The 24,660-nt window shown below is 64.2% G+C and carries 27 protein-coding genes; 12 read left to right on the top strand and 15 right to left on the bottom strand.

Going from position 1 to position 24,660, the window contains the following annotated elements:
- Window positions 1–35: 35 nt before the first annotated feature.
- Together NKH29_RS08645 and NKH29_RS08650 are read right to left on the bottom strand one after the other, a co-directional pair.
- Window positions 36–1,466, bottom strand: coding sequence for an FAD-binding oxidoreductase (locus NKH29_RS08645; protein WP_352548667.1), 1,431 nt, complete (start codon window positions 1,464–1,466; stop codon window positions 36–38).
- A gap of 18 nt (window positions 1,467–1,484) precedes the next feature.
- Window positions 1,485–2,465 carry an L-threonylcarbamoyladenylate synthase gene (locus NKH29_RS08650; RefSeq protein WP_352483729.1) on the bottom strand — a complete coding sequence of 327 codons (981 nt, stop codon included), beginning with the start codon at window positions 2,463–2,465 and terminating at the stop codon, window positions 1,485–1,487.
- 159 nt (window positions 2,466–2,624) lie between these two features.
- Between NKH29_RS08650 and NKH29_RS08655 the strand changes: the two genes are divergently transcribed.
- Entirely contained in the window at window positions 2,625–3,068 is a 444-nt protein-coding gene (locus NKH29_RS08655) for a hypothetical protein (RefSeq protein ID WP_352548670.1), read from the top strand.
- 29 nt (window positions 3,069–3,097) lie between these two features.
- Here the strand turns inward: NKH29_RS08655 and glyS are convergent, their stop codons facing one another.
- On the bottom strand, window positions 3,098–5,680 hold the full coding sequence (gene glyS / locus NKH29_RS08660) for a glycine--tRNA ligase subunit beta (protein ID WP_352483731.1): 2,583 nt from the start codon (window positions 5,678–5,680) through the stop codon (window positions 3,098–3,100).
- A gap of 277 nt (window positions 5,681–5,957) precedes the next feature.
- Between glyS and NKH29_RS08665 the strand changes: the two genes are divergently transcribed.
- Window positions 5,958–6,131, top strand: a complete 174-nt coding sequence (locus NKH29_RS08665; protein ID WP_023716871.1) for a hypothetical protein — start codon at window positions 5,958–5,960, stop codon at window positions 6,129–6,131.
- Here the strand turns inward: NKH29_RS08665 and NKH29_RS08670 are convergent.
- Together NKH29_RS08670 and NKH29_RS08675 are read right to left on the bottom strand one after the other, a co-directional pair.
- Window positions 6,128–7,072, bottom strand: coding sequence for a glycine--tRNA ligase subunit alpha (locus NKH29_RS08670; RefSeq protein WP_023716870.1), 945 nt, complete (start codon window positions 7,070–7,072; stop codon window positions 6,128–6,130). The genes NKH29_RS08665 and NKH29_RS08670 overlap by 4 nt on opposite strands.
- A 64-nt stretch (window positions 7,073–7,136) precedes the next feature.
- Window positions 7,137–8,912: a tetratricopeptide repeat protein gene (locus NKH29_RS08675; RefSeq protein ID WP_023716869.1), complete on the bottom strand. Its 1,776-nt coding sequence runs from the start codon at window positions 8,910–8,912 to the stop codon at window positions 7,137–7,139.
- A gap of 323 nt (window positions 8,913–9,235) precedes the next feature.
- Between NKH29_RS08675 and NKH29_RS08680 the strand changes: the two genes are divergently transcribed.
- Entirely contained in the window at window positions 9,236–9,358 is a 123-nt protein-coding gene (locus tag NKH29_RS08680) for a hypothetical protein (protein WP_352483732.1), read from the top strand.
- Window positions 9,359–9,376: 18 nt separating this feature from the next.
- Here the strand turns inward: NKH29_RS08680 and NKH29_RS08685 are convergent, their stop codons facing one another.
- Window positions 9,377–9,982 carry a TetR/AcrR family transcriptional regulator gene (locus tag NKH29_RS08685; RefSeq protein ID WP_352999387.1) on the bottom strand — a complete coding sequence of 202 codons (606 nt, stop codon included), beginning with the start codon at window positions 9,980–9,982 and terminating at the stop codon, window positions 9,377–9,379.
- A 104-nt stretch (window positions 9,983–10,086) separates the two neighbouring features.
- Between NKH29_RS08685 and NKH29_RS08690 the strand changes: the two genes are divergently transcribed.
- Window positions 10,087–11,523 (top strand): MFS transporter, encoded by a 1,437-nt coding sequence (locus NKH29_RS08690; RefSeq protein ID WP_198030447.1) that lies wholly within the window; start codon window positions 10,087–10,089, stop codon window positions 11,521–11,523.
- A 25-nt stretch (window positions 11,524–11,548) separates the two neighbouring features.
- On the opposite strand, the gene NKH29_RS08695 is transcribed toward NKH29_RS08690, so the two are convergent.
- Window positions 11,549–12,565 carry a polyprenyl synthetase family protein gene (locus tag NKH29_RS08695; RefSeq protein WP_023716865.1) on the bottom strand — a complete coding sequence of 339 codons (1,017 nt, stop codon included), beginning with the start codon at window positions 12,563–12,565 and terminating at the stop codon, window positions 11,549–11,551.
- Between the two features lie 160 nt (window positions 12,566–12,725).
- Between NKH29_RS08695 and NKH29_RS08700 the strand changes: the two genes are divergently transcribed.
- From NKH29_RS08700 to moaB, 6 genes are all read left to right on the top strand, one after another.
- Complete coding sequence (locus tag NKH29_RS08700) at window positions 12,726–12,950, top strand: putative signal transducing protein (protein ID WP_023716864.1); 225 nt, start codon at window positions 12,726–12,728, stop codon at window positions 12,948–12,950.
- Window positions 12,950–13,750, top strand: coding sequence for a tRNA1(Val) (adenine(37)-N6)-methyltransferase (locus NKH29_RS08705; protein WP_352483733.1), 801 nt, complete (start codon window positions 12,950–12,952; stop codon window positions 13,748–13,750). The genes NKH29_RS08700 and NKH29_RS08705 overlap by 1 nt, the downstream gene beginning before the upstream one ends.
- A gap of 86 nt (window positions 13,751–13,836) precedes the next feature.
- A complete protein-coding gene (locus NKH29_RS08710; protein ID WP_023716862.1) occupies window positions 13,837–14,694 on the top strand; it encodes a S49 family peptidase in 858 nt (285 codons plus the stop codon).
- A gap of 80 nt (window positions 14,695–14,774) precedes the next feature.
- Window positions 14,775–14,960, top strand: a complete 186-nt coding sequence (locus tag NKH29_RS08715; RefSeq protein ID WP_023674078.1) for a membrane protein — start codon at window positions 14,775–14,777, stop codon at window positions 14,958–14,960.
- 26 nt (window positions 14,961–14,986) lie between these two features.
- Entirely contained in the window at window positions 14,987–15,889 is a 903-nt protein-coding gene (locus NKH29_RS08720; RefSeq protein ID WP_352483741.1) for a 4-(cytidine 5'-diphospho)-2-C-methyl-D-erythritol kinase, read from the top strand.
- Window positions 15,876–16,418, top strand: coding sequence for a molybdenum cofactor biosynthesis protein B (gene moaB, locus NKH29_RS08725; RefSeq protein WP_023716860.1), 543 nt, complete (start codon window positions 15,876–15,878; stop codon window positions 16,416–16,418). Before NKH29_RS08720 ends, moaB begins: the two co-directional genes overlap by 14 nt.
- 33 nt (window positions 16,419–16,451) lie before the next feature.
- Here moaB and NKH29_RS08730 read toward each other — a convergent pair whose 3' ends face one another.
- Entirely contained in the window at window positions 16,452–17,426 is a 975-nt protein-coding gene (locus NKH29_RS08730) for a phytanoyl-CoA dioxygenase family protein (RefSeq protein ID WP_023716859.1), read from the bottom strand.
- Window positions 17,427–17,615: 189 nt separating this feature from the next.
- Window positions 17,616–18,119: a glycosyltransferase gene (locus NKH29_RS08735; RefSeq protein WP_023716858.1), complete on the bottom strand. Its 504-nt coding sequence runs from the start codon at window positions 18,117–18,119 to the stop codon at window positions 17,616–17,618.
- Between the two features lie 151 nt (window positions 18,120–18,270).
- Here NKH29_RS08735 and NKH29_RS08740 point away from each other — a divergent pair, with 151 nt between their 5' ends.
- Window positions 18,271–19,425: a PA0069 family radical SAM protein gene (locus NKH29_RS08740; RefSeq protein ID WP_352483734.1), complete on the top strand. Its 1,155-nt coding sequence runs from the start codon at window positions 18,271–18,273 to the stop codon at window positions 19,423–19,425.
- A 166-nt stretch (window positions 19,426–19,591) separates the two neighbouring features.
- The gene (gene rnhB / locus NKH29_RS08745; protein WP_352483735.1) at window positions 19,592–20,287 is read left to right on the top strand and encodes a ribonuclease HII; all 696 of its coding nucleotides are present in this window, start codon (window positions 19,592–19,594) and stop codon (window positions 20,285–20,287) included.
- A gap of 247 nt (window positions 20,288–20,534) precedes the next feature.
- Here rnhB and NKH29_RS08750 read toward each other — a convergent pair whose 3' ends face one another.
- From NKH29_RS08750 to NKH29_RS08775, 6 genes are all read right to left on the bottom strand, one after another.
- Window positions 20,535–21,026, bottom strand: coding sequence for a F0F1 ATP synthase subunit B (locus tag NKH29_RS08750; RefSeq protein WP_352999389.1), 492 nt, complete (start codon window positions 21,024–21,026; stop codon window positions 20,535–20,537).
- Between the two features lie 10 nt (window positions 21,027–21,036).
- Entirely contained in the window at window positions 21,037–21,618 is a 582-nt protein-coding gene (locus NKH29_RS08755; RefSeq protein WP_023716854.1) for a F0F1 ATP synthase subunit B, read from the bottom strand.
- Window positions 21,619–21,699: 81 nt separating this feature from the next.
- Complete coding sequence (locus NKH29_RS08760) at window positions 21,700–21,924, bottom strand: F0F1 ATP synthase subunit C (protein WP_006206606.1); 225 nt, start codon at window positions 21,922–21,924, stop codon at window positions 21,700–21,702.
- A 67-nt stretch (window positions 21,925–21,991) separates the two neighbouring features.
- Window positions 21,992–22,750: a F0F1 ATP synthase subunit A gene (locus NKH29_RS08765; RefSeq protein ID WP_023716853.1), complete on the bottom strand. Its 759-nt coding sequence runs from the start codon at window positions 22,748–22,750 to the stop codon at window positions 21,992–21,994.
- A 70-nt stretch (window positions 22,751–22,820) separates the two neighbouring features.
- A complete protein-coding gene (locus NKH29_RS08770) occupies window positions 22,821–23,219 on the bottom strand; it encodes an AtpZ/AtpI family protein (RefSeq protein ID WP_023716852.1) in 399 nt (132 codons plus the stop codon).
- Between the two features lie 255 nt (window positions 23,220–23,474).
- Complete coding sequence (locus NKH29_RS08775) at window positions 23,475–24,659, bottom strand: cell wall hydrolase (protein WP_023716851.1); 1,185 nt, start codon at window positions 24,657–24,659, stop codon at window positions 23,475–23,477.
- Window position 24,660 lies beyond the last annotated feature (1 nt).

Consider the following 24,660-nt stretch of genomic DNA (forward strand, 5'->3'; position numbering starts at 1 on the left):
ATCGGAATACGAACCGGCGCGGGCCGGCGAAAGGATCAGATAACCTTACCGGGATTCATGATGCCGGCGGGATCGAAAGCGGCCTTCACCCTGCGCATCAGCTCGATCGCGATCGGCGGCGCCGTCGCGATCAATTCGTCCCGCTTCAACTGGCCGATGCCGTGCTCGGCCGAGATCGAGCCATGAAACGAGCGCACGACGTCGTGCACGGCCTTGTTCATGACGTGGTAAAGGCCGAGAAACGCCTCGTCGTCACCGTCGACCGGCCGGGAAATGTTGTAGTGCAGATTGCCGTCGCCCATGTGGCCGAAGCAGACGACGCGTGCGCCGGGACTGACCGATTGCACGGCGCCGGCGGCCTTTTCGATGAAGGGCGGGATCGACGCCACCGGTACCGAGATGTCGTGCTTGATCGAGGCACCTTCGGGTCTCTGCGCCTCGGGCAGCACTTCGCGGAAATTCCAGAACGCATCGCCCTGGGCGATGCTTGACGCGATCACCGCATCGCCGACGATCCCTTGCTCGAGGCCTGCCTCCAGCACCTCTTCGATCAGCGCCCGTGCATCCTCGGCCGAGCGGCCCGACGAGATCTGCATCAGCACATACCACGGCCAATCGCCGGCCAGCGGCCGCACTACGCCTTGTGCGTGGGCAAGCGTGAAGTCGTAAGGCCTCTGGCCGATCAGCTCGAAGGCGGTGAGCGCTGCCCCTGCACGGTCCATCGCGAGGCTGAACAGCGACAGTGCCGCCTCCGGCGATGACAGGCCGGCAAACGCCACCTCGCGCCCCTTGGGCTTGGGGAAAAGCTTGAGCACGGCGGCGGTGATGATGCCGAGCGTACCCTCGGCGCCGACGAACAGGTCCTTCAGATCATAACCGGTATTGTCCTTCTTCAGCTTGCGCAGATCGTCGAACACTTCGCCGGTCGGCAGCACCACTTCGACGCCGAGGCAGAGTTCGCGCGCATTGCCGTAGGCAAGCACGCCGGTGCCACCGGCGTTGGAAGAGAGATTGCCGCCGATCTGGCAGGAGCCTTGCGCGGCAAGCGACAGCGGAAACAGCCGGTCGGCGGCATCGGCCGCTTCCTGCAGCGTCTGCAGGATGACGCCGGTTTCGACCGTCACCGTGTTGGACAGGGTATCGATCTCACGGATGCGGTTTAGCCGCGACAGCGACAGCACGATCTCGCGGCCGGACGCGTCCGGCACCTGGGCGCCGACCAGCCCGGTGTTGCCGCTTTGCGGTACAATCGGCGTGCCCGTTTCGCTCGCCAGCCGCATGATGCGGCTGACCTCCTCGACGGTCCCCGGCCTCAGCACCAGCGCCGTCCTGCCGTGCCAAAGTCCGCGCCGCTCGGCGAGGTAAGGCGTGATGTCCTGCTGGTCGCGCAGCGCATATTTGTCGCCGACGATTGTCACAAAGCGCGCGATGACGGCAGGATCGAGGTCGGGGGAAATGTCGTTCATGGGTGGAAACTATGGTGCTCAATCCATCTTGTCACGAGGGGCGATCTTGTCACGCGGGGCGGCGGCGCGCGAAAGCCTGTCGTTGATCGCCTCGCCCAGCCCTTCGAACGGGATCGGCTCGACGGCGATGGTTTTGGCGCCGCTGCCATCGAGATCCTGCAGATGAGCGAAGAGATTGCTTGCTGCCTCGCGCAGGTCGCCGGTCTCCGACAAATTGCGCAGTGCGGCTGCATCGCGCCAGCCCTCGGCACGGCGGCGGCCGAAGGCCAGCAAGGCTTCGCCTGTGGCGACCTTGCCGGCATTGAGCCGCACCGCCGCACCCGGAGCGTAATGCGAGGCGAGCATGCCGGGCGCCTCGATGCCCGAAGCGCCGCGCAGCAACTTTGTCCCGGCCACTGCTTCGATCTCTTCGGCGGCAATGCCGCCCGGTCGCAGCAGCCGCAGCTTTCCGGCTTCGACCTTGAGGATCGTCGATTCCAGCCCGACCCGCGTCGCGCCGCCATCGACGATGAGCTTGATCCGGGGACCGAGGTCGGCGGCCACGGCCTCGGCCGTGGTGGCGCTGATCCTGCCCGAGGAATTGGCGCTGGGCGCCGCAAGCGCGCGGCCGAACCTGGCGATCAGCTCGCCGCCAAAGCCTTTCGGCATGCGCAGCGCGATGGTGTCCAGACCGGCGGTGACCAGCGGATGAATGCCGTTGCCGGGCCGCTGCGGGAGAACCAGCGTCAGCGGTCCCGGCCAGAATGCCTGCGCCAATCTTTCCGACAGCGGATCGAACAGCGCGATGCGCTCGGCCATCGTCGGATCGGCTATATGGGCGATCAGCGGGTTGAAGCGCGGGCGACCCTTGGCTTCGAAGATACGAGCCACGGCAACGCCATTGGTCGCGTCGCCGGCCAGCCCATAGACGGTCTCGGTCGGTATGGCGACGACGTCGCCGCTTTCGAGCAGCGCCAACGCCCTTTCCATCGCCTCGCCGACGGTACGAATTTCAGCCACTGTCGTCACCTCACTGATGCGGGTGCCTAATACGGCGACGCCGGGCGAGCAAGCCCAGGCGTTGGCGAATCGCAAATCGCTAAAATGCTATGTTTCCCCGCAAGCCGGCATCAACTGCCCTCGGCTAGGGTGCCGTCTTCTTGGGCAAGGGGAACTATCATGCTTTCGATGCGTATCCTTGGTGCGCTTGGTCTGGCGGTTATGGCCGGCACGGCACAGGCCTCGTCGCTGGTTTTTCTCGGGCAGACGACGGCGACGCCTTCGGTGGTCGGTACGGTGGCCAGTCCCGGCTCGGTCGAGCGGACGAAAACACCGTCGATCGTCGCGCTTGGCGAGAAGCTGGCCAACGTCAATGGAAACGTCACCGATGAAAAGGTCGCGGCAATCCCGAGCCAGCCGAGCCATGGCTTCACCGGAAGCCCGATGATCATTCGCGGCGGTATCGTCGGCGATGCCTTTGCAACGCCCGCGCCCAGAGCCGCGCCGGCCACCGCCGCCGCGCCCGCCGCGAACAGCAAGGCCGATCCAAAGGTCGCCAGCAAAACCCCTGAGCCGGCAGCGCCGCAGCCTGCGCCGCTAGCAGCTCCCGACCAGCCCAAATAGCGCCACAAGCGATGATTTTTTCCCAGACGTCAGCCGGCTATCTTGGAGAAATCCGCGACCCGGTCGGTCGCCGCGCGGATGCGGGCGAGCAATGCCAGGCGATTGGCGCGCACCGCCTGGTCCTCGTCGTTTACCAGGACTTTCTCAAAGAATGAATCAACCGGCTCGCGCAACACGCTAAGCGCCAGCATGGCGGCGGAAAAGTCTTCGTTTTGAATTCCTTCGCCGGCTTGCCTCTCGGCCTGATTCACCGCCGCGAACAGGGTTTTTTCGGCGCCCTCTCGGAACAGAGCCGGCTCAACGCTGCTTGCGATCGCTGTCGCCTTCTTCTCTTCGGCAGCCACGATGTTGGCCGCGCGCTTGGTGCCGGCAAGCAGGTTCTTGCCGTCCTCGGTGTCGAGGAACGAGCCAAGGGCTTCGACCCGGCGGACGATTTGCAGAAGGTCGTCGTTTTGCGAAGCCCCCTCATCCGGCCGCTTCGCGGCCACCTTCTCCCCGAGGGGAGAAGAGGTCGCCAACGCCGGTGCCAGCCTCTTCTCCCCAGCGGGGAGAAGGTGGCCCGAAGGGCCGGATGAGGGGGCAGCGCCACTCGCCAGCACCGCGTCGATCAGGTCGTGCCGCGCACCCTGATCGCGGAGATAGACTTTGAGGCGATCGTGGAAGAAGGAGAGGAGATTGTTGATCTCTTGCTGCTGCCTTTCTCCGGAACGCTCAAAGGTGTTGTTTGAGATTGCGGAATCGCGTTCGATGACGAGATCGGTAAGCGAATCTCCTCCGAGTTGCTGCTCTAGCTCCGCAGCAATTTCGAACTGTCGGTCGAGTTTGGGATCGCGTATGTGACCTGCAATATCTTCGGACGCGATATTGGCCACAGATTTCAGGGACAACCTAATCCCGTTCTCAATCAGTATCCTCGTTACCCCCAGCGCCGCTCTCCGCAGCGCATAGGGGTCCTTCGATCCGGTCGGTTTTTCGTCGATCGCCCAGAACCCGACCAGCGTATCGAGCTTGTCGGCGAGCGCCACGGCGATCGATACCGGATCAGTCGGCACGCGATCTGACGGCCCCTGCGGCTTGTAGTGCTCCTCGATCGCAGCGGCGACCGACGGATGCTCGCGTTGCAGCAGGGCGTATTTGCGACCCATGGCGCCCTGCAGTTCCGGGAATTCGCCAACCACCTCGGTGGTGAGATCGGCCTTGGCGAGGACGGCAGCGCGACGCGCCAGCGCGGTAATCTCCCCCCTTGAGGGGGAGATGTCGCCGAAGGCGACAGAGGGGATCGGTGCGTCCTGACGCGACTCTCTCTTGTGGACCGAGGATGCCGGCGCTTCACGCGAAGCGACCCCCTCTGGCCTGCCGGCCATCTCCCCCTCAAGGGGGGAGATTGCGCGCACCACGATTGGTGCCAGTTCTTCGGCCAAGCGCGCAATCCGCTCCACCCGCTCGCCCTGCGTGCCGAGCTTGGCATGAAACGTCACATTGAGATGGTCGAGGCGGGCCATGCGCTGGTCGAGCGGCTTGTTGAGGTCAAGCCCGAACTTTTCCGCCGATGCCTGCAACTGGTCGAGATCCGGCAGGTCGCCCTGGTCGGTCTTCCAGAAATAGAGCGCGTCGGACAGGCGGGCGCGCACCACCTTGCCGTTGCCATGGGCGATCTCCTTGCCGCCATCCTTGGCCTCGACATTGGCGGTCAGGATGAAGCGGTTGGAGAGCTCTTCGCCCGCGCCATGCGGCCGCGTCACAAAACACTTCTGGTTGGCGCGGATGGTGAGCCGGATCACCTCGGCCGGAATGGCCAGAAAATCCTGCTCGAATTCGCCCATCAGCACGACGGGCCATTCGACCAGGCCCGACACTTCCTCCAGCAGCCCCTCGTCCTCGACGAGGTCGAGCCCGCTGGCGAAGGCGAGGTTCCTGGCATCGGCAAGAATGATCTCCTTGCGTCGGTCGGCATCGAGCACGACCTTGGCCGCTTCAAGCTTGGCGACGTAATCGTCAAAGCGGCGCACCGTGATGGCGCCCGGCGCATGAAAACGGTGGCCGTAGGTGACGTTGCCTGAGCGGATACCGTCGATCTCGAAATCGACCACCACCGGCTCCTCGGTTTCCGGGCCGAAGGTGCACAGGATCGATTGCAGCGGCCGCACCCAGCGCAGCGACCCGGGCTTGGCCGACGCCGGCCCCCAGCGCATCGATTTCGGCCAGGGGAAGTTGCGGATGATGCCCGGCACCAGCTCGGCGATGATCTGCTCCGCCGACCTGCCCGGCCTGGAAATATGGGCGACATAGAAGTCGCCCTTCTTCGGATCGGAATGGACATGCGCCTCGGCAATCGAGGCAAGGCCGGCCTTGCGCAGAAAACCTTGCACCGCCTGCTCGGGCGCCTTGGTCGAGGGGCCCTTGATCTCCTCGCTGATGTCCTTCGAGCGGGCGGTCAGGCCGCGGATGTCGAGCGCCAACCGACGCGGCGTCCAATATTCGCGCGCCGCCTCATAGGTCAGCCCGGCTTCAACCAGACCGTCGGTCAAAAGCTTCCTGAGATCGCCGGCCGCCTTGCGCTGCATGCGAGCGGGGATTTCTTCGGAACGAAGTTCTAGAAGCAGGTCAGGCATTGAAAGAGCTCACGCGACAAAAAACAGCCGCCGCTTCGCGGCGTCCTCCCCCATCGAGGCGGAGGTAAGCGGGGCATAGCAACTCGGTCGGCTGCTGTCACCCTTCCCAGCAAGATCGGGCCAGCACGATCAAGGCGTCCAGCGGCGATTTCCGAAAAAATTCAGCCTCCTGTCGGACACGCGCCGGTCCGCCCGTCCTTGGATCAAAGATTTCCATGAACCGAACGCAGCGCTGAAGCGACCAACGCTCAGGCAGAGAGCTATTGGCTGAACGACCATGAAAACGGCATCGACATTCCTGCAGATCCTCGCGCTCAGCGCCTGTTTTACAGCGCAGGTGCACGGTGCCTTCTCGATGCCCGGCGTCCGGCAGGCGCTGCGGACAATAGCCGGTGCAAGCGGCCAAGGCACGTTGCCAATCAGCGCCCCTGTCGAAATCGCCTGGAGCTAAGCCGCCATTCCACCCGCCTGCGTCAGCAGAAACGCCTCGCCGCAGGCTTTGGCCAGATTGCGCACCCGCAAGATGTAGCTCTGGCGCTCGGTGACGGAAATGACGCCGCGTGCGTCGAGCAGGTTGAAGACATGGCTGGCCTTGATGCACTGGTCGTAGGCGGGGAATACCATCCTGTGCATCGCCAGATTGTCGTTCGACGCCGGCGCGCCGGCTTGTAGCAGCGCCTTGCACTCGGCCTCGGCGTCTTCGAAATGCCTGAGCAGCATCACCGTGTTGGCGAATTCGAAATTGTGGCGCGAATATTCCTGCTCGGCCTGCAGGAAGACGTCGCCATAGGTCACCTTGTCGGCGCCTTCGCGGCCGTTGAAGTTGAGGTCGTAGACATTGTCGACGCCCTGCACATACATGGCCAGCCGTTCCAGCCCGTAAGTGAGCTCACCCGCCACCGGCGCGCATTCGATGCCGCAGACCTGCTGGAAATAGGTGAACTGCGACACCTCCATGCCGTCGCACCAGCACTCCCAGCCCAGTCCCCAGGCGCCCAGTGTCGGGCTTTCCCAGTCGTCCTCGACGAAGCGGATGTCGTGCAGCAGCGGATCGATGCCGATCGCGGCCAGCGAGCCGAGGTAAAGCTCCTGCAAATTGGGCGGATTGGGCTTCAGGATCACCTGGTATTGGTAATAATGCTGCAGCCGGTTCGGATTTTCGCCATAGCGGCCGTCCTTGGGGCGGCGCGAGGGCTGGACATAGGCCGCGTTCCAGCGTTTTGGGCCGAGCGCGCGCAATGTCGTTGCCGGATGAAAGGTACCGGCGCCGACTTCCATGTCGTAAGGCTGGAGGACGACGCAGCCATAGTCCGCCCAATAATTATGCAAGGTCAGGATCAGCCCCTGGAACGAGCGGCTGGGATGCGTGTGGGCAGGGATGTCAACGGTCACGGCGGCCTCCGGCGGGATGCGGCACCTCGTAGAGTGCCGCTCCGCGACCGTCAAGGCGATGGGGTCACCCCTTCGGGGCGGGCGCCGGCTCGGGCTTTACGTTCGGGGTTTCCTGCGCCGTGTTGGATTCGATCGGCGGCAGGCCCTTCATCAGCTTTTGCTGCAAGGCGGCAAGCACGTCCGGGTCCGGCTTCAGGTCGCGGGCCTGGTTCCACTGGAAGGTGGCTTCCAGCTTGCGGCCAACGCGCCAGTAGGCGTCGCCGAGGTGATCGTTGAGCACCGGATCCTCCGGCTTCAACGAAACGGCGCGTTCCATTTCGCGCACAGCGTCGTCGAACTGGCCAAGGCGATAATAGGCCCAGCCCAGCGAATCGACGATGTAGCCGTCGCTCGGCCTCAGGTCGACGGCCTTCTGGATCATCGCGAGGCCTTCCTTGAGGTTCATGTCCTTGTCGACCCAGGAATAGCCGAGATAGTTCAAAACCTGCGGCTGGTCGGGGTAGAGCTCCAGCGCCTTGCGGAAATTCGGCTCGGCCTTCGGCCATTCCTTCAGCCGCTCATAGGCGATGCCGCGCTGGTAGAAGATGTTCCAGTTGACGGCGGTCGGCGTCTTCAGCACCTCGACCGCCTTGTCATAAAGATTGGCGGCGGAGCGGAAATCCTCCTTCGAGGAATAGACCCCGCCGAGCGCCAGATAGGCGCGCATGTCGTCGGGATGCGCATCGACGATGGCCTTGAGGTGGGTGATCGCCTCGTCGTTGCGGTCGAGATCGGCAAGGTTGAGGCCGAGCTGCAGGTCCGAAAGCTCCTTCAGCGGCGAACCGGCGGGAATGCGGCGATAGAGCGCGATGGCGCCCTCGCCGTCCTTCAACTGCTCGGCAACTGCGGCAAGCTGAACGAGCGCCGCGTCATTGTCGGGCCGCAGCGCCAGCGCATATTGCAGATAAAGCCGCACGAACGGCTCGCCGCCGCCGCGGTTGAGCGCGGTGGCGAGATCGAGCAGGATTTCCGAGGCGCCGTCCGACGGGCCGGCAGCGAAGGGTTGGATCCTTTCGCCCTTGTTGATCTTGTCGCGAAGGGCTGCAATCTCGACCTTGCCGGGCGCAAATGTCTCGGCCTGGTCGAGCACCGACAGCGCCTTGGCCTTGTCGCCCTTACGGGCGAGGAAAGAGGCGTAGGCCTGCGCGTTGCGCATCCATGTTTCGGGGGCGGCACCGCCGGCGGCCGTGTCCTGCAGGGTGGCGGTGTAGAGCGCATCCGCCCTGTCGGGCAGGCCGGAGGCGTCGGCAATCAAGGCACGGTGGAAGGACTTGAACAGGCCGAACCAGTCGGGGCCCTGCAGCTTGTCGATGGAAGCCATGGCCTCGCCGGCGTCACCCGCACCCTGCTTGGCCCAGCCGGTCATGACGCCGGAAATCAGCCGGTCGAGATCGGATTCGAGCGACAGCTTGAGCCAGTATTCGGCCTTGGAGAAATCCTTCTTGTGGAAGGAATCGATGGCCAGCGCCAGGCGCGAGAAGCGCTCGACATCGGGAACCGCCTTGAGCTTGTCGGCGTAGACCAGGGACTCATCGAAGCGCCCCTGTGCGATCAGCGACAGCATCAGGCTCTGCTGCAGTCCCGTATCGTTCGGATCGAAGGCAAGCGCCTGCTTGTAGTAGGAGACGGCGCTGTCGAGGTCGTTGTCGCCTTCGGCAATCCGGGCGGCGAGATAGGCCCCCGAGAAGGATGTGATCCTGACCGGCTCTGCGGTCTGTTTGGCATGGACCGGCAGAGCCGAGATCGCCATGCCCGTCGCGATTGCCAGCCCCGTCAGCCAGCGCGCATATCCTTGCCGCATCATATCCCTTTCAGCCAAACGCCATCTCCGCGTCAGCGGGATCGCCGTAGACTCGATCTTTACAGGTAAAGCATGGCCTTTTTGGGGTCGTGCTTCAACCCGGCCCGAATTCACAATCGGGTCAAGCAATTAATAAACCATGCCGAAAGGGCCTGAACTGCGACCCTTGACCGCGTGGCGTCCGCTTTGGCGCTGCCTGCGCGTCGCTATTTGCCCGATGCCGTAAGCGATCCATAAGCGCCATCGGTTGAAAGCTTCCGCCATGCAACTTTGCGTGGCAGGATGAGATTTCAATTCTTGCTTCGCCAGCCATGGGGGCGCCGATGCTGGAAGTGCCGCGCGACGAAGAAGCCTTCGCCATCTCGATCGTATCTACGAAGCAGCGTTCGCCGCCGCCGACGCCGGAGGTCAATCCCAGAAGGGCCGCCGAACAAGCCGGTAAGTGAGGCGTCACGGCCCGGAACTCAGGACGTTTGCGAAAGCCTTGCGTCGAGCGCCTGCATGGCGACGGTGACAAGATCGTGCAGCCGTTTTTTCGGAATGCCGTCGCGTGCCTGCACCGAAAGGCCGTGCATCAGCGTGGCATAATAATCGCCCAACGCCGCGGCGTCGGTGGCCGGCTTCAATTCGCCATCGCGCACGGCCTTTTTCAATCGCTCGACGATCGATGCGGTACGTGCCAGCCGGTGCTCCGCCAGCCATTGCAGCACGGCGTCATTTTCGACGGCGCAATTGGTCGCGGCCGTCACCACCATGCAGCCCTGCGGCCGCCCCGGCGGCGTATAGATTTCGACGGCGTCGCGAAGCATGCGCTCGATGACGCGCCGGACGTTTGGTTCTTCCTGCAGCGCGCGCGTGGCGAAGCCGCCCTCATTGGCTTCGTAAAGCGCCACCGCTTCGCGAAACAGGTCCTCCTTCGAGCCGAAGGCGGCATAGATGCGCGCCGATGCGAGGCCAAGCGCCGATACGAGATCGGCCATCGAGGTGCCCTCGTAGCCGCGTCTCCAAAAGGCGTCGCGGGCTTTCTCAAGCGCCTGGTCGCGGTCGAATTCCCTAGGCCTGCCTGCCATGGCGGTCTCCAATTTTTGTCGATCAACAAATAATCCGCTTGACTTCGGATTGCAAATCTCAATTCTTTGTCGATCATTAAATAATTGTCGACAAGGAGACCGGCATGAGTTCACTCGATCAAGGCGCGCCGCTCGGGGCGATGGCAGCGCAAGGAACAACCAGCGCGAAGCGCGGCGCAACGCTGGCGCTGCTCGCCTTCGCGCAGCTCATCATCGCGCTCGACCTCAACATCGTCTTCGTGGCGTTGCCGGAGATCGGCGCCGGCCTCGGATTTTCAGGCCAGACCCTGCAATGGGTGGTCAGCGCCTATACCGTGTTCACCGGCGGCTTCCTACTGTTCGGCGGCCGGGCCGCCGACCTGATCGGCCAGCGCCGCGTCTTCATCTTCGCGCTCTGGCTCTACGCGCTCTCGTCCCTGGTCGGCGGCCTCGCATGGTCGCCGCAAATCATCATTGCGGCCCGCGCCGTGCAAGGCATCGGCGGCGCCTTCCTGTTTCCGGCGACGCTGTCGCTGATCAACCGTCTGTTCGCCGAAGGACCGGAACGCAACCGGGCGCTCGCCGTCTGGGGTGGCGCAGGCGCCAGCGGCCTGACGCTCGGTTCGCTTGCCGGCGGGTTTCTGACCAGCGCCTTCGGCTGGCCGTCGGTCTTCTACGTCAACGTGCTTTTGGCCGGGATCGCCATCATCGCGGCTTTCGCCATCATTCCGCGCGATCCGAAGCCGCACGAGCACCGCAGCTTCGATCTGCCGGGCGCGCTGACCGTCACCGCCGGCGCGACCTTGCTTGTCTTCACACTGGTTCAGGGGCCCGAATATGGCTGGGGATCGACCGCAATCATCGTCAGTGCAGCACTGGCGGCATTCTTCCTGATCGCTTTCACGATGATCGAGGCGAAGAGCGCCGATCCGCTGATGCCGCTGCGCCTGTTCCACAACCGCAGCCTCGTCGCCGGCATGACGATCACCTTCCTCTACATGGCCACTTTCGGAGCGCTGCCCTACTTCCTCACCGTGCTGTTGCAGAACGTGCACGGCTTCACCGCCTTGCAGACGGGCCTCGCCTTTCTCGTGCCGTCGGTCGCCATCGCCACCGGCACGCAAGCCGGCGAGCGTCTGGCGACGCGCTTTTCGACGCGCAGCACGCTGGTCGGCGGCATGATCGTCGGCGCGGTAGGCACAGCATTGATGGTATCAGGCGCGACCGCGGAGAGCAGCTATCTGTCCCTCGTACCCGGCCTGATCGTCTCCGGCGTCGGACAAGGCATCGTCTGGACAGCAATGTGGATTGCCGCCGCTTCCGGCGTTGCGCATGATCAGCAAGGCGTCGCCTCGGGGATGGCTTCGACGACACTCAATGTCGGCAACGCCGTCGGCATGGCCGTGCTGATTGCGATTGCGAACAGCCAAATCGGCGAATTGTCCGGCAATGCCTTGAAAATTGCCGTCGCCGACGGCATCCAGGTCGCCTTCTGGCTCGCGGCGGCGGGCATCGTCGTCAGCCTGCTCGCAGCAATGGTTCTTCCGGCAAAGGCGCGATGAGAACAGGCGCGGGCGCCGACGCCTCTCAGTTCACCCGGCTGATGCAGAAATCGATGACGTCGATCAGCGCCGATTTCTGCGGCGTCGCCTCGAGCGGCGCCAGTGCGTCGCGGGCGATCTCGCCGAAGTGGCGGGCGCGTCCGATGGTGTCGGCAATTGCGCCGTGGCGGAGCATCAGGCCGACGGCCTTCTCCAGTCCGGCATCGTCGGCGGCATTGTCCTCGATGGCGCGTTTCCAGAAGCTGCGCTCGGCCTTTGTGCCGCGCCGATAGGCGAGGATCACCGGCAGCGTCACCTTGCCCTCGCGGAAATCGTCGCCGACATTCTTGCCGAGGTCCTTGCTGGTGCCGCCGTAATCCAGCGCATCATCGATCAGTTGGAAGGCAAGGCCGAGATTCATGCCGTAGGAGCGGAGTGCTGCGCGATCATTGCGCGTCGCCTGGGCGATGACCGGGCCGACCTCGGCGGCGGCCGAAAACAGCGCCGCGGTCTTGGCCTTGATCACGGCGAAATGCTCATCCTCGGTGGTCTCGAGGTTTTTGGCGGCGGCGAGCTGCATCACCTCGCCTTCGGCGATGACCGAAGCCGCACTCGACAGGATGTCGAGCGCTTCCAGCGAGCCGACATCGACCATCATGCGAAAGGCCTGGCCGAGCAGGAAATCGCCGACCAAAACACTGGCCTGGTTACCCCAGATCATGCGCGCCGTCTTCTTGCCGCGCCGCATGCCGCTTTCGTCGACAACGTCGTCGTGGAGAAGTGTCGCGGTGTGCATGAATTCGACCGAGGTGGCGAGCTTGACGTGGCCGTCACCGGAATAGCCGAACATCTGGGCGGCGGCGAGCGTCAGCATCGGCCGCAGCCGTTTGCCGCCGGACGAGATCAAGTGGTTGGCAATCTCCGGGATCATCTCGACGTCGGAGCCGGCCTTCGACAGGATCAGTTCATTGACGCGCCCCATGTCGGCGGCGGTCAGGTCGATAAGGTCCTTGATCGAGGCGGCTTCCCGCTTCCCGTTTTCAATGTTGAGAACGACACCCACGGCAAAACTCCCAACCTCGATATGCACGACGGCAACATGGTCCCTGGACAGACTCTAGGGCGGCAGCCACCGGTGCGGCAAGAGGCGAATTGGCGCGGCGGCTCTGGTACATAATCACGTCCACGTTTACATCAACGCCGCAAACTGCGAGTTTCATTCGATGATAGAGCTCATCCGCACCAACGACGCCGTCATCATTTCCTTTGTCGAATCGCTGATGCGCGATGCCGGCATCGGCTTTTTCGTCGCCGACCAGAACATGAGCGTGCTCGACGGCTCGATCGGCATTCTGCCCCGCCGTGTCATGGTGGACGCCGACAAGGCCGATGCGGCGCGGCGCATCCTGACGGATGCCGGCATCGCCAACGAGATCCGCCAAAAATAATGTCCGCGTCGCCCGCTGCCCTTGTCCCGGACATGCCGGCTCATACGGTCGATGCCTTCCATCGCGGTCGCTTCTGGCTGGTGCAGCCGAGAAAGGCAGGCCACCGCGCCGGCATGGATGCGATGATGCTGGCGGCTGCCGTGCCGTCCTCGTTCGCCGGGCGGCTTGCAGACTTTGGCGCGGGTGCCGGTGCCGCCGGCCTGGCGGTACTGTCGCGCTGCCCCGGTGCCGAGGCAGTGCTCGTCGAGCGTTCTCCGGAAATGGCGGCCTTCGCCACAACCACGCTTGCCCATCCCGGCAACGCGCATCTCAGCGACCGCGCCTCGGTGCTCGTCGCCGATGTCGCGCTGTCGGGCCGGGCGCGAATGGCCGCCGGCCTCGAGGATAACAGCTTCGATTTCGTCATCATGAACCCGCCGTTCAATGCCGCCGAGGATCGCGCGACGCCCGATCCGCTGAGAAAGGCCGCGCATGTCGCGGAGGACGGGCTGTTCGACAGCTGGATCCGCAGCGCGGCGGCGGTGGTCAGGCCGGGCGGCGGGCTGGCCGTCATTGCCCGGCCGGAACAGCTCGGCGCCATCCTCGATGCCATTGCCGGCCGCTTCGGCGATGCCGAGATGCTGGCCGTCCATCCTCGCCCCGAAGCGGCAGCGATCCGCATCGTCGTCCGGGCAGCACTCGGCGCACGCGGCAAGCTGTCGATCCGGCCGCCGCTGATGCTGCATGCCTATTCAGGCAATGGCCCCTCGGAACGGGCAGAGCTGATCAATAACGGGTTGGCGTCGCTGTTCGGAGACTGATCCATTTTGATTGCCGGGTGACGGCATTGCCGTTGGCCGGCGAATTCCTACATGCCTCAAGCAAATCGACCGGAGACAGCCCCCTCGTGAAACGTCTTTTCAATCGCCTGCTGCCGAAATCCTGGCGCTCGAACGTCGTCACCATTCCGGTCATCCGGCTGCACGGCACCATCATGCCCGGCGGCGGCCAGTTCCGGCCGAGCCTGTCGCTGGCGTCGACTGCCGGCCTTCTCGAAAAGCTGTTTTCCTTCGACGCGCCGGCGGTCGCCATCTCGATCAATTCGCCAGGCGGCTCGCCGGTGCAGTCGCGGCTGATTTTCAGGCGCATCCGCGACCTGGCAACGGAGAAAAACAAGAAGGTCCTGGTCTTCGTCGAGGACGTGGCGGCATCGGGCGGCTACATGATCGCGGTCGCCGGCGACGAGATCTTTGCCGACCCGTCCTCCATCGTCGGCTCGATCGGCGTGGTGTCGGCCTCGTTCGGCTTTCCGGAGCTGTTGAAGAAGATCGGCGTCGAGCGCCGCGTCCACACCGCCGGCCAGAACAAGGCGGTGCTCGACCCGTTCAAACCGGAAAAGAAGGAAGACGTCGAGCGCCTGAAGGCGCTGCAGCTCGAGGTCCACGAGACCTTCATCGATCTCGTCAAGGATAGGCGCGGCAGCAAGCTCAAGGACGATCCCGACCTGTTCACCGGCCTGTTCTGGACGGCCAAGAAGGGGCTCGAGCTCGGGCTGGTCGATGCCCTCGGCGACATGCGCAGCGTGCTGAAAAGCCGTTTCGGGCCGAAGACCCAGCTCAAGCTGATCACCGCGCCGCGCGGCCTGTTCGGCCGCTTCGGCCTGTTCGGCTCGAGTTTTTCGGCGCCCGATATTGCCGCCGCCGCGGCAAGCGGCGTCATCGATGCGGCGGAAGAGCGCGCGCTGTGGGCGCGCTTCGGGCTTTGAAAAGCCGGTGAAAGCGTCTAGCATAAATCATCAACCGACCCGACCGGCCGTCTTGCCGGCCTTGCGAGGGAGAGTTTGACATGCCGCAGATCATCTTCTTCGCCGTCGTCGGCATTGCCGCCTATTTCGGCTACCGCTCCTTCGTCAGGGAAGCCGAGCGGGTGACCGCCAAGGTGCGGCGTACCGAAAAGCAAGCCGCCAACGGTACGATGGGAACGCTGGTCAAGGATCCGAAGACCGGCGAATACCGTCTGGCCAAGGATTGACCGTCGTCTCCCTCGCGGCCGAGCCAGTGGATTCCGAGACCAGCATCCGGGCATCGCATGCGCACGCCAAGATAAATCTCGCGCTGCACGTCACCGGCCGGCGCGCCGACGGTTATCACACGATCGAAAGCCTGGCTGTGTTCACGCGCTTCGGCGACCGCATCGAGACGGAACTTGCCGACAGCGACGGGTTTTCCGTGTCCGGCAAATACGCCTCCGCGGTACCGGCCGACGACAATAATCTGGTGGCGAAAGCGCGCGACGCGCTGCGTCGCGAGGCCGGTCCCCAGCATGCGCCGGCTGTCGCCATCAGGCTCGAAAAGAACCTGCCGGTCGCGTCCGGCGTCGGCGGCGGGTCAAGCGACGCGGCGGCTGTGCTGCGTGCTCTGGTCCAGGCCTGGAGGCTCGACATCGGCGATGCCGAACTGGCGCGGATCGGCCTGTCGCTTGGCGCCGACGTGCCGATGTGCCTCGCCGCCAGGCCGCTGATAGCCCGCGGCATCGGCGACGAGCTGACGCTCGTGCGGAGTTTCCCGGCCCTGGGTCTGGTGCTCGTCAATCCAGGAACTGCCGTCTCGACGGCCGAAGTGTTCGAGGCGCTTGGCCGCCGCGACAATGCGGGGCTGCCGCCGCTGCCGCACAGCCTCGACTTCCACAGCATCCGCAACTGGCTGGAGATCACCCGCAACGATCTCGAGCCTGCGGCGCGTGCAATCCAGCCCGCCATCGGCAAGGCGCTTTCTGTGCTCAACAAGGCTGGAGCCGGTTTTGCCAGAATGTCTGGTTCCGGCGCCACCTGTTTCGGGCTGTTCGAGACCGGCAATGTGGCCAAGCGCGCGGCCGTCGATATCCGCAGCCGCCATCCCGACTGGTTTGTCGCCGCGACGCGAAGCATGACATCGGAGGCTGAGGCGCATGGCCAGGATTGACGAGAGCCGCCCCTTCGTTCCCGTACGCATCGCGGTACTGACCGTTTCAGATACGCGCAGCCTCGCCGACGACAAATCCGGGCAGACCCTGGCCGACCGCATCACCGAGGCCGGCCACATCCTCGCCGCTCGTGACATCGTCACCGACGACCGCGACAAGATCCGCGACAAGGTTTTGGGCTGGTCGAAGGACGATGCGATCGATGTCGTCATCACCACCGGCGGCACCGGCTTCACCGGCCGCGACGTGACGCCGGAGGCGCTGGAGCCGATCTTCGAAAAGCGCATGGACGGCTTTTCCGAAGTGTTCCACCGCATCTCCTACGACAAGATCGGCACTTCGACGATCCAGAGCCGGGCAACCGGCGGCGTCGTCAACGCCACCTTCGTCTTCGTGTTGCCGGGCTCGCCCGGCGCCTGCAAGGACGCCTGGGACGGCATTTTGAAGCCGCAGCTCGACTATCGGCACATGCCCTGCAACTTCGTCGAGATCATGCCGCGCCTGGACGAGCATTTGCGGCGCGGCTGAGACGGAGCGAGGTATCAGCCGGGCGATCCCGCCTCAGCGAATGACCGGCTCGCCGTGAAACCGCCGGCGCGACGGCGGCGAGACGCCGAAGCCGACTTCCATCATCAGTCGTGGCGTGCGCGTCGGCACGGTACCCATATGGAAGCCGAACGGATCCTCGACAAAGCCGAGACCGGCCTGCCCCGTCAGCGTGACCGGGCTCTGCTCGCCATAGACGCCCAGCACCTCTTCCGCCGAATGGCCGACCAGAAGCGTCAGCTGATGCTTCAGGATGCGGCGGTTGTGGGAGCCGCGGACATAGACATGCGGCCCGGTGTCGTTGTCGACCGGCACCAGGTAGAAAAAGAACTTCAGCATGCGCCAGTCGTCGAGGTCGAAATGGTATTTGCCGAGCGAAGCCATGTTCTTGTCGGCGTCCGAGACGCCACCGGTCGGAAAGCTCCACCAGACGCGGGTGGTGATCAGCTTGGCCTGGCTGCCGAGATAGTGCGCTGCGATGTCGAGGAGTAGCGGATCGCGCTGCACGGCGACCGCAGCGTTGCAGTCGAGGACCCGCTCGAAATAGTGGCCGCTGAGCAGCGGGCGGCCGAAATGCTTTTCTGCATCGGCGTGTTTTTCGGGCAGGAATTCCAGCCGGCGGTCGAAATTGCCGAAGCATGGCGTGTGCTCGGCGAAGCGGGCGATCTCCTCATGGATGGCGGCTGGCAGCGTCAGGCCCGAATAGAGCCCCTCCGTCCGCAGCGCGCCGACGACGGCATCGCGATCGACGCCGGCGAACATCGTTTCACTGACATTGCGCGCCGGCCGAACCGGCTTCGCACCGCGCCAGTGCAGCCGCCGCGCCGGCATGGTGCGCGCCAGCATGAACATCGGCAGCCATGCCGGATTCTCGCGAAGGTCGGAAAGATAGGTCGGAATGCGGGCGGCGATGCGGCGCAGCGTACCGCCGTTGCGTGCGATCGCCTCGAGGCTTGCAGCGCCGGACTTGTCAGGGCTTGAAAGGGTCATCGGGGTCCTCAAATGTCGAGGGAACAGCATCGACGATAGTCGTCGTCGCCGCTCCGGCACACCCCAAACCCATTCGCCCGTATCGCTGGGAATGGTAACCCCCGGCCAGATTTTGTGCAATGCACAATAAACGACAACCCGCCAGAAAATTTGCTTGGGCGGCGTTTCCTAGGCCGGGATGGTAAGCCGTCACTTCCGCGGCGCCACCCAGATCTCGGCGTGGAGCCTTCTTGTCGCCAGGCCGCGGGCGATCGCTTCGGCGCTGCGGGCGCTCTTAGACAGCGCGGCGGCCTGACGCTTGCTGATCACCAAGCCTTCGGCGAGAGCGCGATTTCCGGCAAAGACCCGCGACAGGAACGGCGCGCGGCTGCCGCGTGCCCGTGAAAATCGCGCCGCCATGGTTTGCCTGGCCGTATGGGCGACGACCTCGTCGATCCAGCCCTCCCCCAGCCGCGCTCCCGGTTCCAGCAAAAGCAGCCAGTCGCCCTTGGCCTGCCTGATGCCGGCGGCGATGCCGCCGCTGACATAGTGGCAGCCGGCATGTTCGGCGACGCGGTGCGTCTGATCGGTCGAGCCGGTGTCGCAGACGAGAACGTCGCGCACCACGCCTTCGACCGCGCCGCCGATCAGCGAGGCGAGCGTGCGGGCGAGGCCCTCCTCGTCATTCAGGGTTTCGATCAGGACGCTGAGCATGTTTAGCCGAATAGCGGAAAGCGGTGGGCAGCGCCAGTTTTTGCGGCACGCCGCGAGAAAGTTCTTGCTTTGTTCCACTCGGTGCGATAGGAATACATTCATGAGCAGAGCGATTCGACAGCGGGCGGACAGTCCCTGGGAAAGGGCCAAAATGGAACAGATCGTGCGTGCCGACATTGCCGCCTTCGGCGCTGGCAGGGCCGAGATGGCGAATGCGATGATCGAGCAGAGCGGCATGCGCGTCCGCCCAGACCGCAATCGCGGCAGGTCGGCGGGCATCAATCCGTCCGGCCGTTTCGAGCCGGTCAGCCGGCATGTGTTCGACGACGGCTGGAATTCGCTGGAGGAGCTGCCGCCCTTCAAGACCGAGGTACAGGTCGAGAAGCCGCGCACCATCATCACCCGCAACGAATCGCCCGACATCTCCTTCGACCGCTCGATCAATCCCTATCGCGGCTGCGAACATGGCTGCGTCTATTGCTTCGCGCGGCCGACGCACAGCTTCATGGGCCTGTCGCCGGGGCTGGATTTCGAATCGAAGCTGTTTGCCAAGCCGGATGCGGCGCGGCTGCTCGACAAGGAATTGTCCAGGGATAATTACCAGCCGCGCACCATCGCCATCGGCACCAACACCGATCCCTACCAGCCGATCGAGAAGCAATACCGGATTATGCGCGAGATCCTCGAAGTGCTGGAGGCGCGCGGGCATCCGGTCGGCATCGTCACCAAGTCAGCGCTGGTGACACGCGACATCGACATTCTGTCACGCATGGCCGAACGCGGGCTGGCCAAGGTGGCACTGTCGGTGACGACATTGGACAGGATGCTGGCCAGAACGATGGAGCCGCGCGCGTCGACGCCGACCAAGCGGCTGGAGGCGATCAGGCAGCTTTCGGACGCCGGCATTCCGGCCTCGGTGATGGTCGCGCCGATCATCCCCGGACTGACCGACTCGGAAATGGAGCGCATTCTCGATTCGGCGCAGGCAGCGGGCGCGCGTGAAGCGGGCTATGTGCTGCTGCGCCTGCCGCTGGAGGTCGCGCCGATCTTCAAGGACTGGCTGCTGCGCCACTATCCCGACCGCTATCGCCACGTCATGTCGCTGATCCGTTCGATGCGCGACGGCAAGGACTACGATTCGGAATGGGGCAAGCGCATGAAAGGCTCCGGCCCTTATGCCTGGCAGATCGGCCGCCGTTTCGAGATCGCCGCCAAACGGCTCGGCCTCAATGCCGAGCGGCGCTCGCTGAGGACCGACCGGTTCGTCCCCGCCGCCAAGGCAACCGAGCAGCTGATGCTGCTGTGACAAAGCGTCTCGCGCCAGCCGCTTGAAGCGGCCGCAGCAGGCGAAAAATCCCGTCCGGCCTGTCCTGTCCCCGGGCTTGCAGACGGTAGCCCCTCCTGGTCCGGTGCCCCGCCCGACCCGGAGGGGACTTGCGGAGAATCGGAGCCGATGCGAACCTCGCCGCACCATGGCTCGCCCGCGTTCCGATTCTCCGCTTCTCTTCGAAATCGTCGAGAAACCCGACTTCTCGTTCGAGACGAAGGCGATGGCCGAAGGCCTGTGGCCGGTGGCGGGGATGGACGAGGCCGGCCGCGGCCCGCTCGCCGGGCCGGTGGTGGCTGCAGCGGTGGTGCTCGATCCCGCCAACATCCCCGACGGCCTCGATGATTCCAAGCGGCTGACGCATTTGCAGCGCGAGGCGCTGTTCCTGAAAATCCTCGGCTCCGCACTCGCCGTATCGATGGCCTCGGTCAGCGCCGAAGGCATCGATGCCTCCAACATCCTCAAGGCCAGCCTGGAGGCGATGCGCCGTGCAGTGGCCGGCCTGTCAATCCGGCCGAAGCTGGCGCTGGCCGACGGCCGCGACGTGCCGCCCGGCCTGCCCTGCGAGGGCAAAGCGCTGATCAAGGGCGACCAGCGCTCGCAGTCGATCGCTGCAGCCTCGATCGTCGCCAAGGTGTTGCGCGACCGCATGATGTGCGGCTGCGGCAGCCATCATGCGCGTTACGGCTTCGAGCTGCATATGGGCTACGCCACTGTGCGCCATCGCACGGCGATCGATCTGCACGGGCCAGTGGCACGGCTGCACCGCGCCTCCTTCGCGCCGTTCCGGTTCGGCGGCACCGAGGTGCTGGAGGAAGAGGGCCTTTCGGGCCTGGATTGAGCGAAAGCGGCTAGGCGTAATCTCCCCCTCGAGGGGGAGATGGCCAGGCCAGAGGGGGTCGCCTCGCGTGAAGCGCCAACCTTCTCTTTCGTCCCACATGGCGTCGCGCCAGGACGTACTGACCCCCTCTGTCGCCTTCGGCGACATCTCCCCCTCGAGGGGGGAGATTTGCGCTCAGCCGCTTTCGCTAACAAAAAAGCCGCCAGGTTTCCCAGGCGGCCTTGGATGAATTTCTCGACGACGTCGCTTAATTCAGCTTCGACTTCAAATCCTGCAGCGAGGCGTTGAAAAGGTCGGCGCCGGCCTTGGCGTCGATCTTGCCGGCCAGCAGCGCGCGCGCGGCTTCGACCGCGATGTCGACGGCGCTGGCGCGCACTTCGCCGATCGCCTCGCGCTCGGCCTGGCCGATCTTCTGCTCTGCCAAGGCGGTACGCCGGGCGACATAATCCTCGGTCTTCTTGTGCACCTCGGCGGCGAGCATGTCGGCTTCGCGCTTGGCGGCGGCGACGATGGCCGCGGCCTCCTGCTCGGCTTCCTTGCGCTTGCGCTGATATTGGCCGAGCAACTGCTGGGCCTCTTCGCGCAACCGGCGCGCTTCCTCGAGTTCGCTGCTGATCTTGTCGGCACGGGCATCGAGCGCCTTGGCGATCATGCCCGGCACCTTGATGTAGATGGCAATGCCGAGGAAGATTATGAGGGCAACGGTTGCCCAAAGCGTCGCGAGAGATGTGGCGTCCATGATGCGCTCCTCACCCGGCCACGGATTTGACCGCGGCCGCGATCTCGGCCTTGCTGGCCTTGCCGCCGACCAGCGCCTCGACGATGGCCGAAGCGGTGTCCTCGGCGATCGTGCCGACTTCCTTCATGGCATTGGCCTTGATGGAAGATATGCGCGCCTCGGCCTCGCCAAGCTTCTGGTCAAGCGCTGCCTCGATCGTCTTGCGGGCAGCCTCGGCTTCCGCCTTGGCCGCATCGTTGGCCTGCTGGCCGATCGCATTGGCCTTGCCCTTGGCTTCCGCCAATTCCTGCTCATAGGCGGCAACGGCGGCATCGGCCTCGCCTTTCAGCCGGGCAGCATGATCGAGATCCTGCGTGATGCGGTCGTTGCGCACGTCGATGATGCCGCCGACGCGCGGCATCACTACCCGCTTCAAGAAGAGGTAGAACAGCCCGAAAGTGATTGCCAGCCACAGCAGCTGTGACGGGTACGTCGCCGGATTGAATGGCGGGAACGTGCCGTGCGCCTCGGCAGGCACGCCGGTGGCGGCGTGCGTTTCGCCTTCCGTTGCGGCGGGCGCGGACTCTTGCGCAAAGGCAGATGTCACGAACATGGACTATCCCCGAAATTCAGACCCGCCGCAGGATCGCGGCCGGCCTGTTCAATTCTTCCCAATGTTCAGCCGAACAAGTATTCAGCCGAACAGGGCGAGAAGCGCGATGAGAAGCGAGAAAATACCCAGCGCTTCGGTCACGGCGAAGCCGAAAATCAGGCGGCCGAACTGGCCGTCGGCGGCCGACGGGTTGCGCAGCGCGCCCGCCAGATAGCTGCCGAATATGTTGCCGAGGCCAATGCCCGCGCCGCCCATGCCGAGGCATGCGATGCCGGCGCCGATGTACTTTGCTGCTTCTGCGTCCATTTGTTCAACTCCTTTGGATCTAAAATTCCGTTGCAAATTCGATCCGGCGGCAATGCCGGAAACCTTGTTAGTGCCCGGGATGCAGGGCGTCGTTGAGATACATGCAAGTCAGCACGGCAAAGACGTAGGCCTGCAGGAACGCGACCAGCAGCTCCAGCGCCGTCAGCGCCACGGCCATCGCCAGCGGCAGAACCGAGCCCGCCACGCCGACCGCGCCGAGCGCGCTCAGGCTGACGACAAAGCCCGAGAACACTTTCAGCGTGATGTGACCGGCAAGCATGTTGGCGAACAGACGAACCGAGAGGCTGACCGGACGCGAGACGAAGGAAATCACCTCGATCAGCACCACCAGCGGCAGCAGGTAGACCGGCACGCCATGCGGGACGAACAGCTTCAGGAAGCCAAAGCCGTGCTTGGTGAAGCCGTAGACGACGACCGTTCCGATCACCAGCGCAGCGAGGCCGAAGGTGACGATGATGTGGCTGGTGATGGTGAAGAAATATGGGAACAGGCCAAGCAGGTTGGCGACAAGCACGAACATGAACAGCGAGAACACGAAGGGGAAGAACTTCATGCCTTGCGTGCCCGCGGCGTCCCTCAGCATATTGCCGACAAATTCATAGGCCATTTCCGAGACCGACTGAAGGCGGCCGGGAACGAGGCTGCGGCTCGACGTGCTGAGGTAGAGAAACGCCGATGCAACAGCAACCGTCGCAAGCATAAACAGAGCCGAATTGGTGAAAGACAGGTCGTAGCCGCCGATGTGAATCGGAATGATCGGCTGAATCTGGAACTGGTGGATCGGATCGACCTTGTCAGCAGCCACTTTAAATCCCCATCGAAGCCGCAGACGGCTTGAGTATCCTGTTCAATGCGCCGGCATGCGGCGCCTCAATTCATTCTTTCGGATCGCGCGGTTTGTCGCCCGTTCCGAATTCCGACACAAGCCCGGCTGAACGCAGGACATTGAGCACGCCGGCGCCAAAACCCAGCAACAGCCCGACTATCAGACCCCATGGCGATGTCCCCGCCACGCGATCGATAAACCAGCCGAGAGCCGCGCCGACCACTATCCCGGCGATGAACTCGCTGGACAGCTTGAGCGCCTGGCCGTACCCCGCCACACTGCCCGCTTTCGCGTCGTCTTTCCCCTCGAGCCGGTCCGGCCGCCTTGTCGCAAGCGATGCTTCAAGGTCGCGCCGACGGCGCTCAAGATCGTCGTCGCGGATGTCGGCTTCATGCTGCTTGCCGCGGCCGGTTTTTCCGGTTCCGTCTGGCCCATTCTTGTCGGCCACGCAACCCCCCTGCCCGGTCAGACCGTCACCGTCCGTCCGCTTCTTAAAGTCGCCGGCAACATAGTTAGAGGGTCCGCGCCCGTCAAGCCACGAGCGGACGTTCAAGCTCAAGTATTTTTTCGTTATAAATCAGCTACTTGCTTGGGTGCGACATCGTGCCCGACGCGGTCTCTGGCGGGCTGCGGCCGAATCCCCACGACGACGGGTCTTCGATCGGCCGCTCTCCCGCGAAAGATGCAAGGGCTGCCCGAGCACTCAGCTCCAGCCGCCGCCATAGGTGCGGTAGAAGATATGCAGGCCGATCCTGGTCATTTTCTTCATCGTCCTCGCCCAGCCCGGATGGACGTAGTTGGCGTAATAATGGGTCGACGAGCCGACTTCCGGAATGAATATCTTGCCGGCTGTGACGGCCATGGCGACATCCTGGGCGGTCTTGTAGGCGGCGGGATTGTCGATGCGCTTCTTCCTGCCGTCGCAGGCGAAGGAAAACTGGCAGCGGTTGAACCAGTTGTCGTTCTGGTAGACGACGCCGCAGATCGAGTTCGGATAGGCCGGGTTGCGGACGCGGTTGAGGATGACCTGGGCGACGGCGGCCTGGCCGCGCACGGATTCGCCGCGCGCCTCGAAATAGATGCCGTTGGCGAGACAGGCCTGCTCCGGTTTGGAAAAGACGCTCGCCGGCAGCGGCGTCTGCATCCAAGAATGATCGCCCTTGCTCAGCGGTGGAATGAAGCGGCCATCGTTCGGGTCCTCGTCCTGCAGCAAGGCCTCGAAAGGCGATGCCTTGGCATAGTCGGGAGCCGACGAGGCATAGGCGGTCGCCAGCACGTCGGGATGATCGTTGTTGACCAGCGCGGCAAGCATCGCCGGCACGCCGGGATCCGGCTTCTTGTCGACGCGCGTGTGGAAGGCGGCGGCGATCTGGATTTCCTTGCCTTTGATCTCGGGCTTGGCGAAAGCCATCCTCAGGCCGCTGTCCATGCTTGGGCGGAGCAGCGAAGAGGTGCGCTCGAAGATCGAGCCGGCGTTGAAGTTCTTCGGCGGCGAGACGGGCGAGACCTGGATGATGCGGCCCTTCTTGTCGGCACGCGTGATACGGTTCTCGTCCGGCGTCGTGCCGGCGATGCCGCCCTTGCCGCGAAACGAGACGGAGCCGATGCCGGGCAGTTGGACGCCGGAGCCGGAGAGCGAGCCGGTGCTGCTGGAATCGAGGAAGGGCATTTCGGCGGCGTGAACGGAGCCGGCGACGGACTTCTCGACATAGGCGTTCCAGCGGACGCTCGGCGCCTCAAGGCCGGAGACCAGGCTTGTCATGTCCTGATAGGCAGCGACCGTCGGAAAGCCGATCCAGATGCCAAGGCCAATAATAAACGGAGATAGGAAGGAACGTTTTTTGTCACCGGCGGCGGCGACAAGCCGCGTCAAAACACGTCGATGCACG

The sequence above is a fragment of the Mesorhizobium sp. M1295 genome, from assembly GCF_040318135.1.
GTDB lineage: Bacteria > Pseudomonadota > Alphaproteobacteria > Rhizobiales > Rhizobiaceae > Mesorhizobium.

Coding starts and splice junctions, on each gene's coding strand:
- NKH29_RS08675 (WP_023716869.1), bottom strand. CDS start 8,912: ATGCGGCAAGGATATGCGCGCTGGCTGACGGGGCTGGCAATCGCGACG.
- NKH29_RS08690 (WP_198030447.1), top strand. CDS start 10,087: ATGAGTTCACTCGATCAAGGCGCGCCGCTCGGGGCGATGGCAGCGCAA.
- moaB (WP_023716860.1), top strand. CDS start 15,876: ATGGCCAGGATTGACGAGAGCCGCCCCTTCGTTCCCGTACGCATCGCG.
- NKH29_RS08665 (WP_023716871.1), top strand. CDS start 5,958: ATGAAAACGGCATCGACATTCCTGCAGATCCTCGCGCTCAGCGCCTGT.
- NKH29_RS08700 (WP_023716864.1), top strand. CDS start 12,726: ATGATAGAGCTCATCCGCACCAACGACGCCGTCATCATTTCCTTTGTC.
- glyS (WP_352483731.1), bottom strand. CDS start 5,680: ATGCCTGACCTGCTTCTAGAACTTCGTTCCGAAGAAATCCCCGCTCGC.
- NKH29_RS08755 (WP_023716854.1), bottom strand. CDS start 21,618: ATGTTCGTGACATCTGCCTTTGCGCAAGAGTCCGCGCCCGCCGCAACG.
- NKH29_RS08715 (WP_023674078.1), top strand. CDS start 14,775: ATGCCGCAGATCATCTTCTTCGCCGTCGTCGGCATTGCCGCCTATTTC.
- NKH29_RS08760 (WP_006206606.1), bottom strand. CDS start 21,924: ATGGACGCAGAAGCAGCAAAGTACATCGGCGCCGGCATCGCATGCCTC.
- NKH29_RS08735 (WP_023716858.1), bottom strand. CDS start 18,119: ATGCTCAGCGTCCTGATCGAAACCCTGAATGACGAGGAGGGCCTCGCC.
- NKH29_RS08655 (WP_352548670.1), top strand. CDS start 2,625: ATGCTTTCGATGCGTATCCTTGGTGCGCTTGGTCTGGCGGTTATGGCC.
- NKH29_RS08705 (WP_352483733.1), top strand. CDS start 12,950: ATGTCCGCGTCGCCCGCTGCCCTTGTCCCGGACATGCCGGCTCATACG.
- NKH29_RS08685 (WP_352999387.1), bottom strand. CDS start 9,982: ATGGCAGGCAGGCCTAGGGAATTCGACCGCGACCAGGCGCTTGAGAAA.
- NKH29_RS08645 (WP_352548667.1), bottom strand. CDS start 1,466: ATGAACGACATTTCCCCCGACCTCGATCCTGCCGTCATCGCGCGCTTT.
- NKH29_RS08750 (WP_352999389.1), bottom strand. CDS start 21,026: ATGGACGCCACATCTCTCGCGACGCTTTGGGCAACCGTTGCCCTCATA.
- NKH29_RS08740 (WP_352483734.1), top strand. CDS start 18,271: ATGGAACAGATCGTGCGTGCCGACATTGCCGCCTTCGGCGCTGGCAGG.
- rnhB (WP_352483735.1), top strand. CDS start 19,592: ATGGCTCGCCCGCGTTCCGATTCTCCGCTTCTCTTCGAAATCGTCGAG.
- NKH29_RS08680 (WP_352483732.1), top strand. CDS start 9,236: ATGCTGGAAGTGCCGCGCGACGAAGAAGCCTTCGCCATCTCGATCGTA.
- NKH29_RS08730 (WP_023716859.1), bottom strand. CDS start 17,426: ATGACCCTTTCAAGCCCTGACAAGTCCGGCGCTGCAAGCCTCGAGGCG.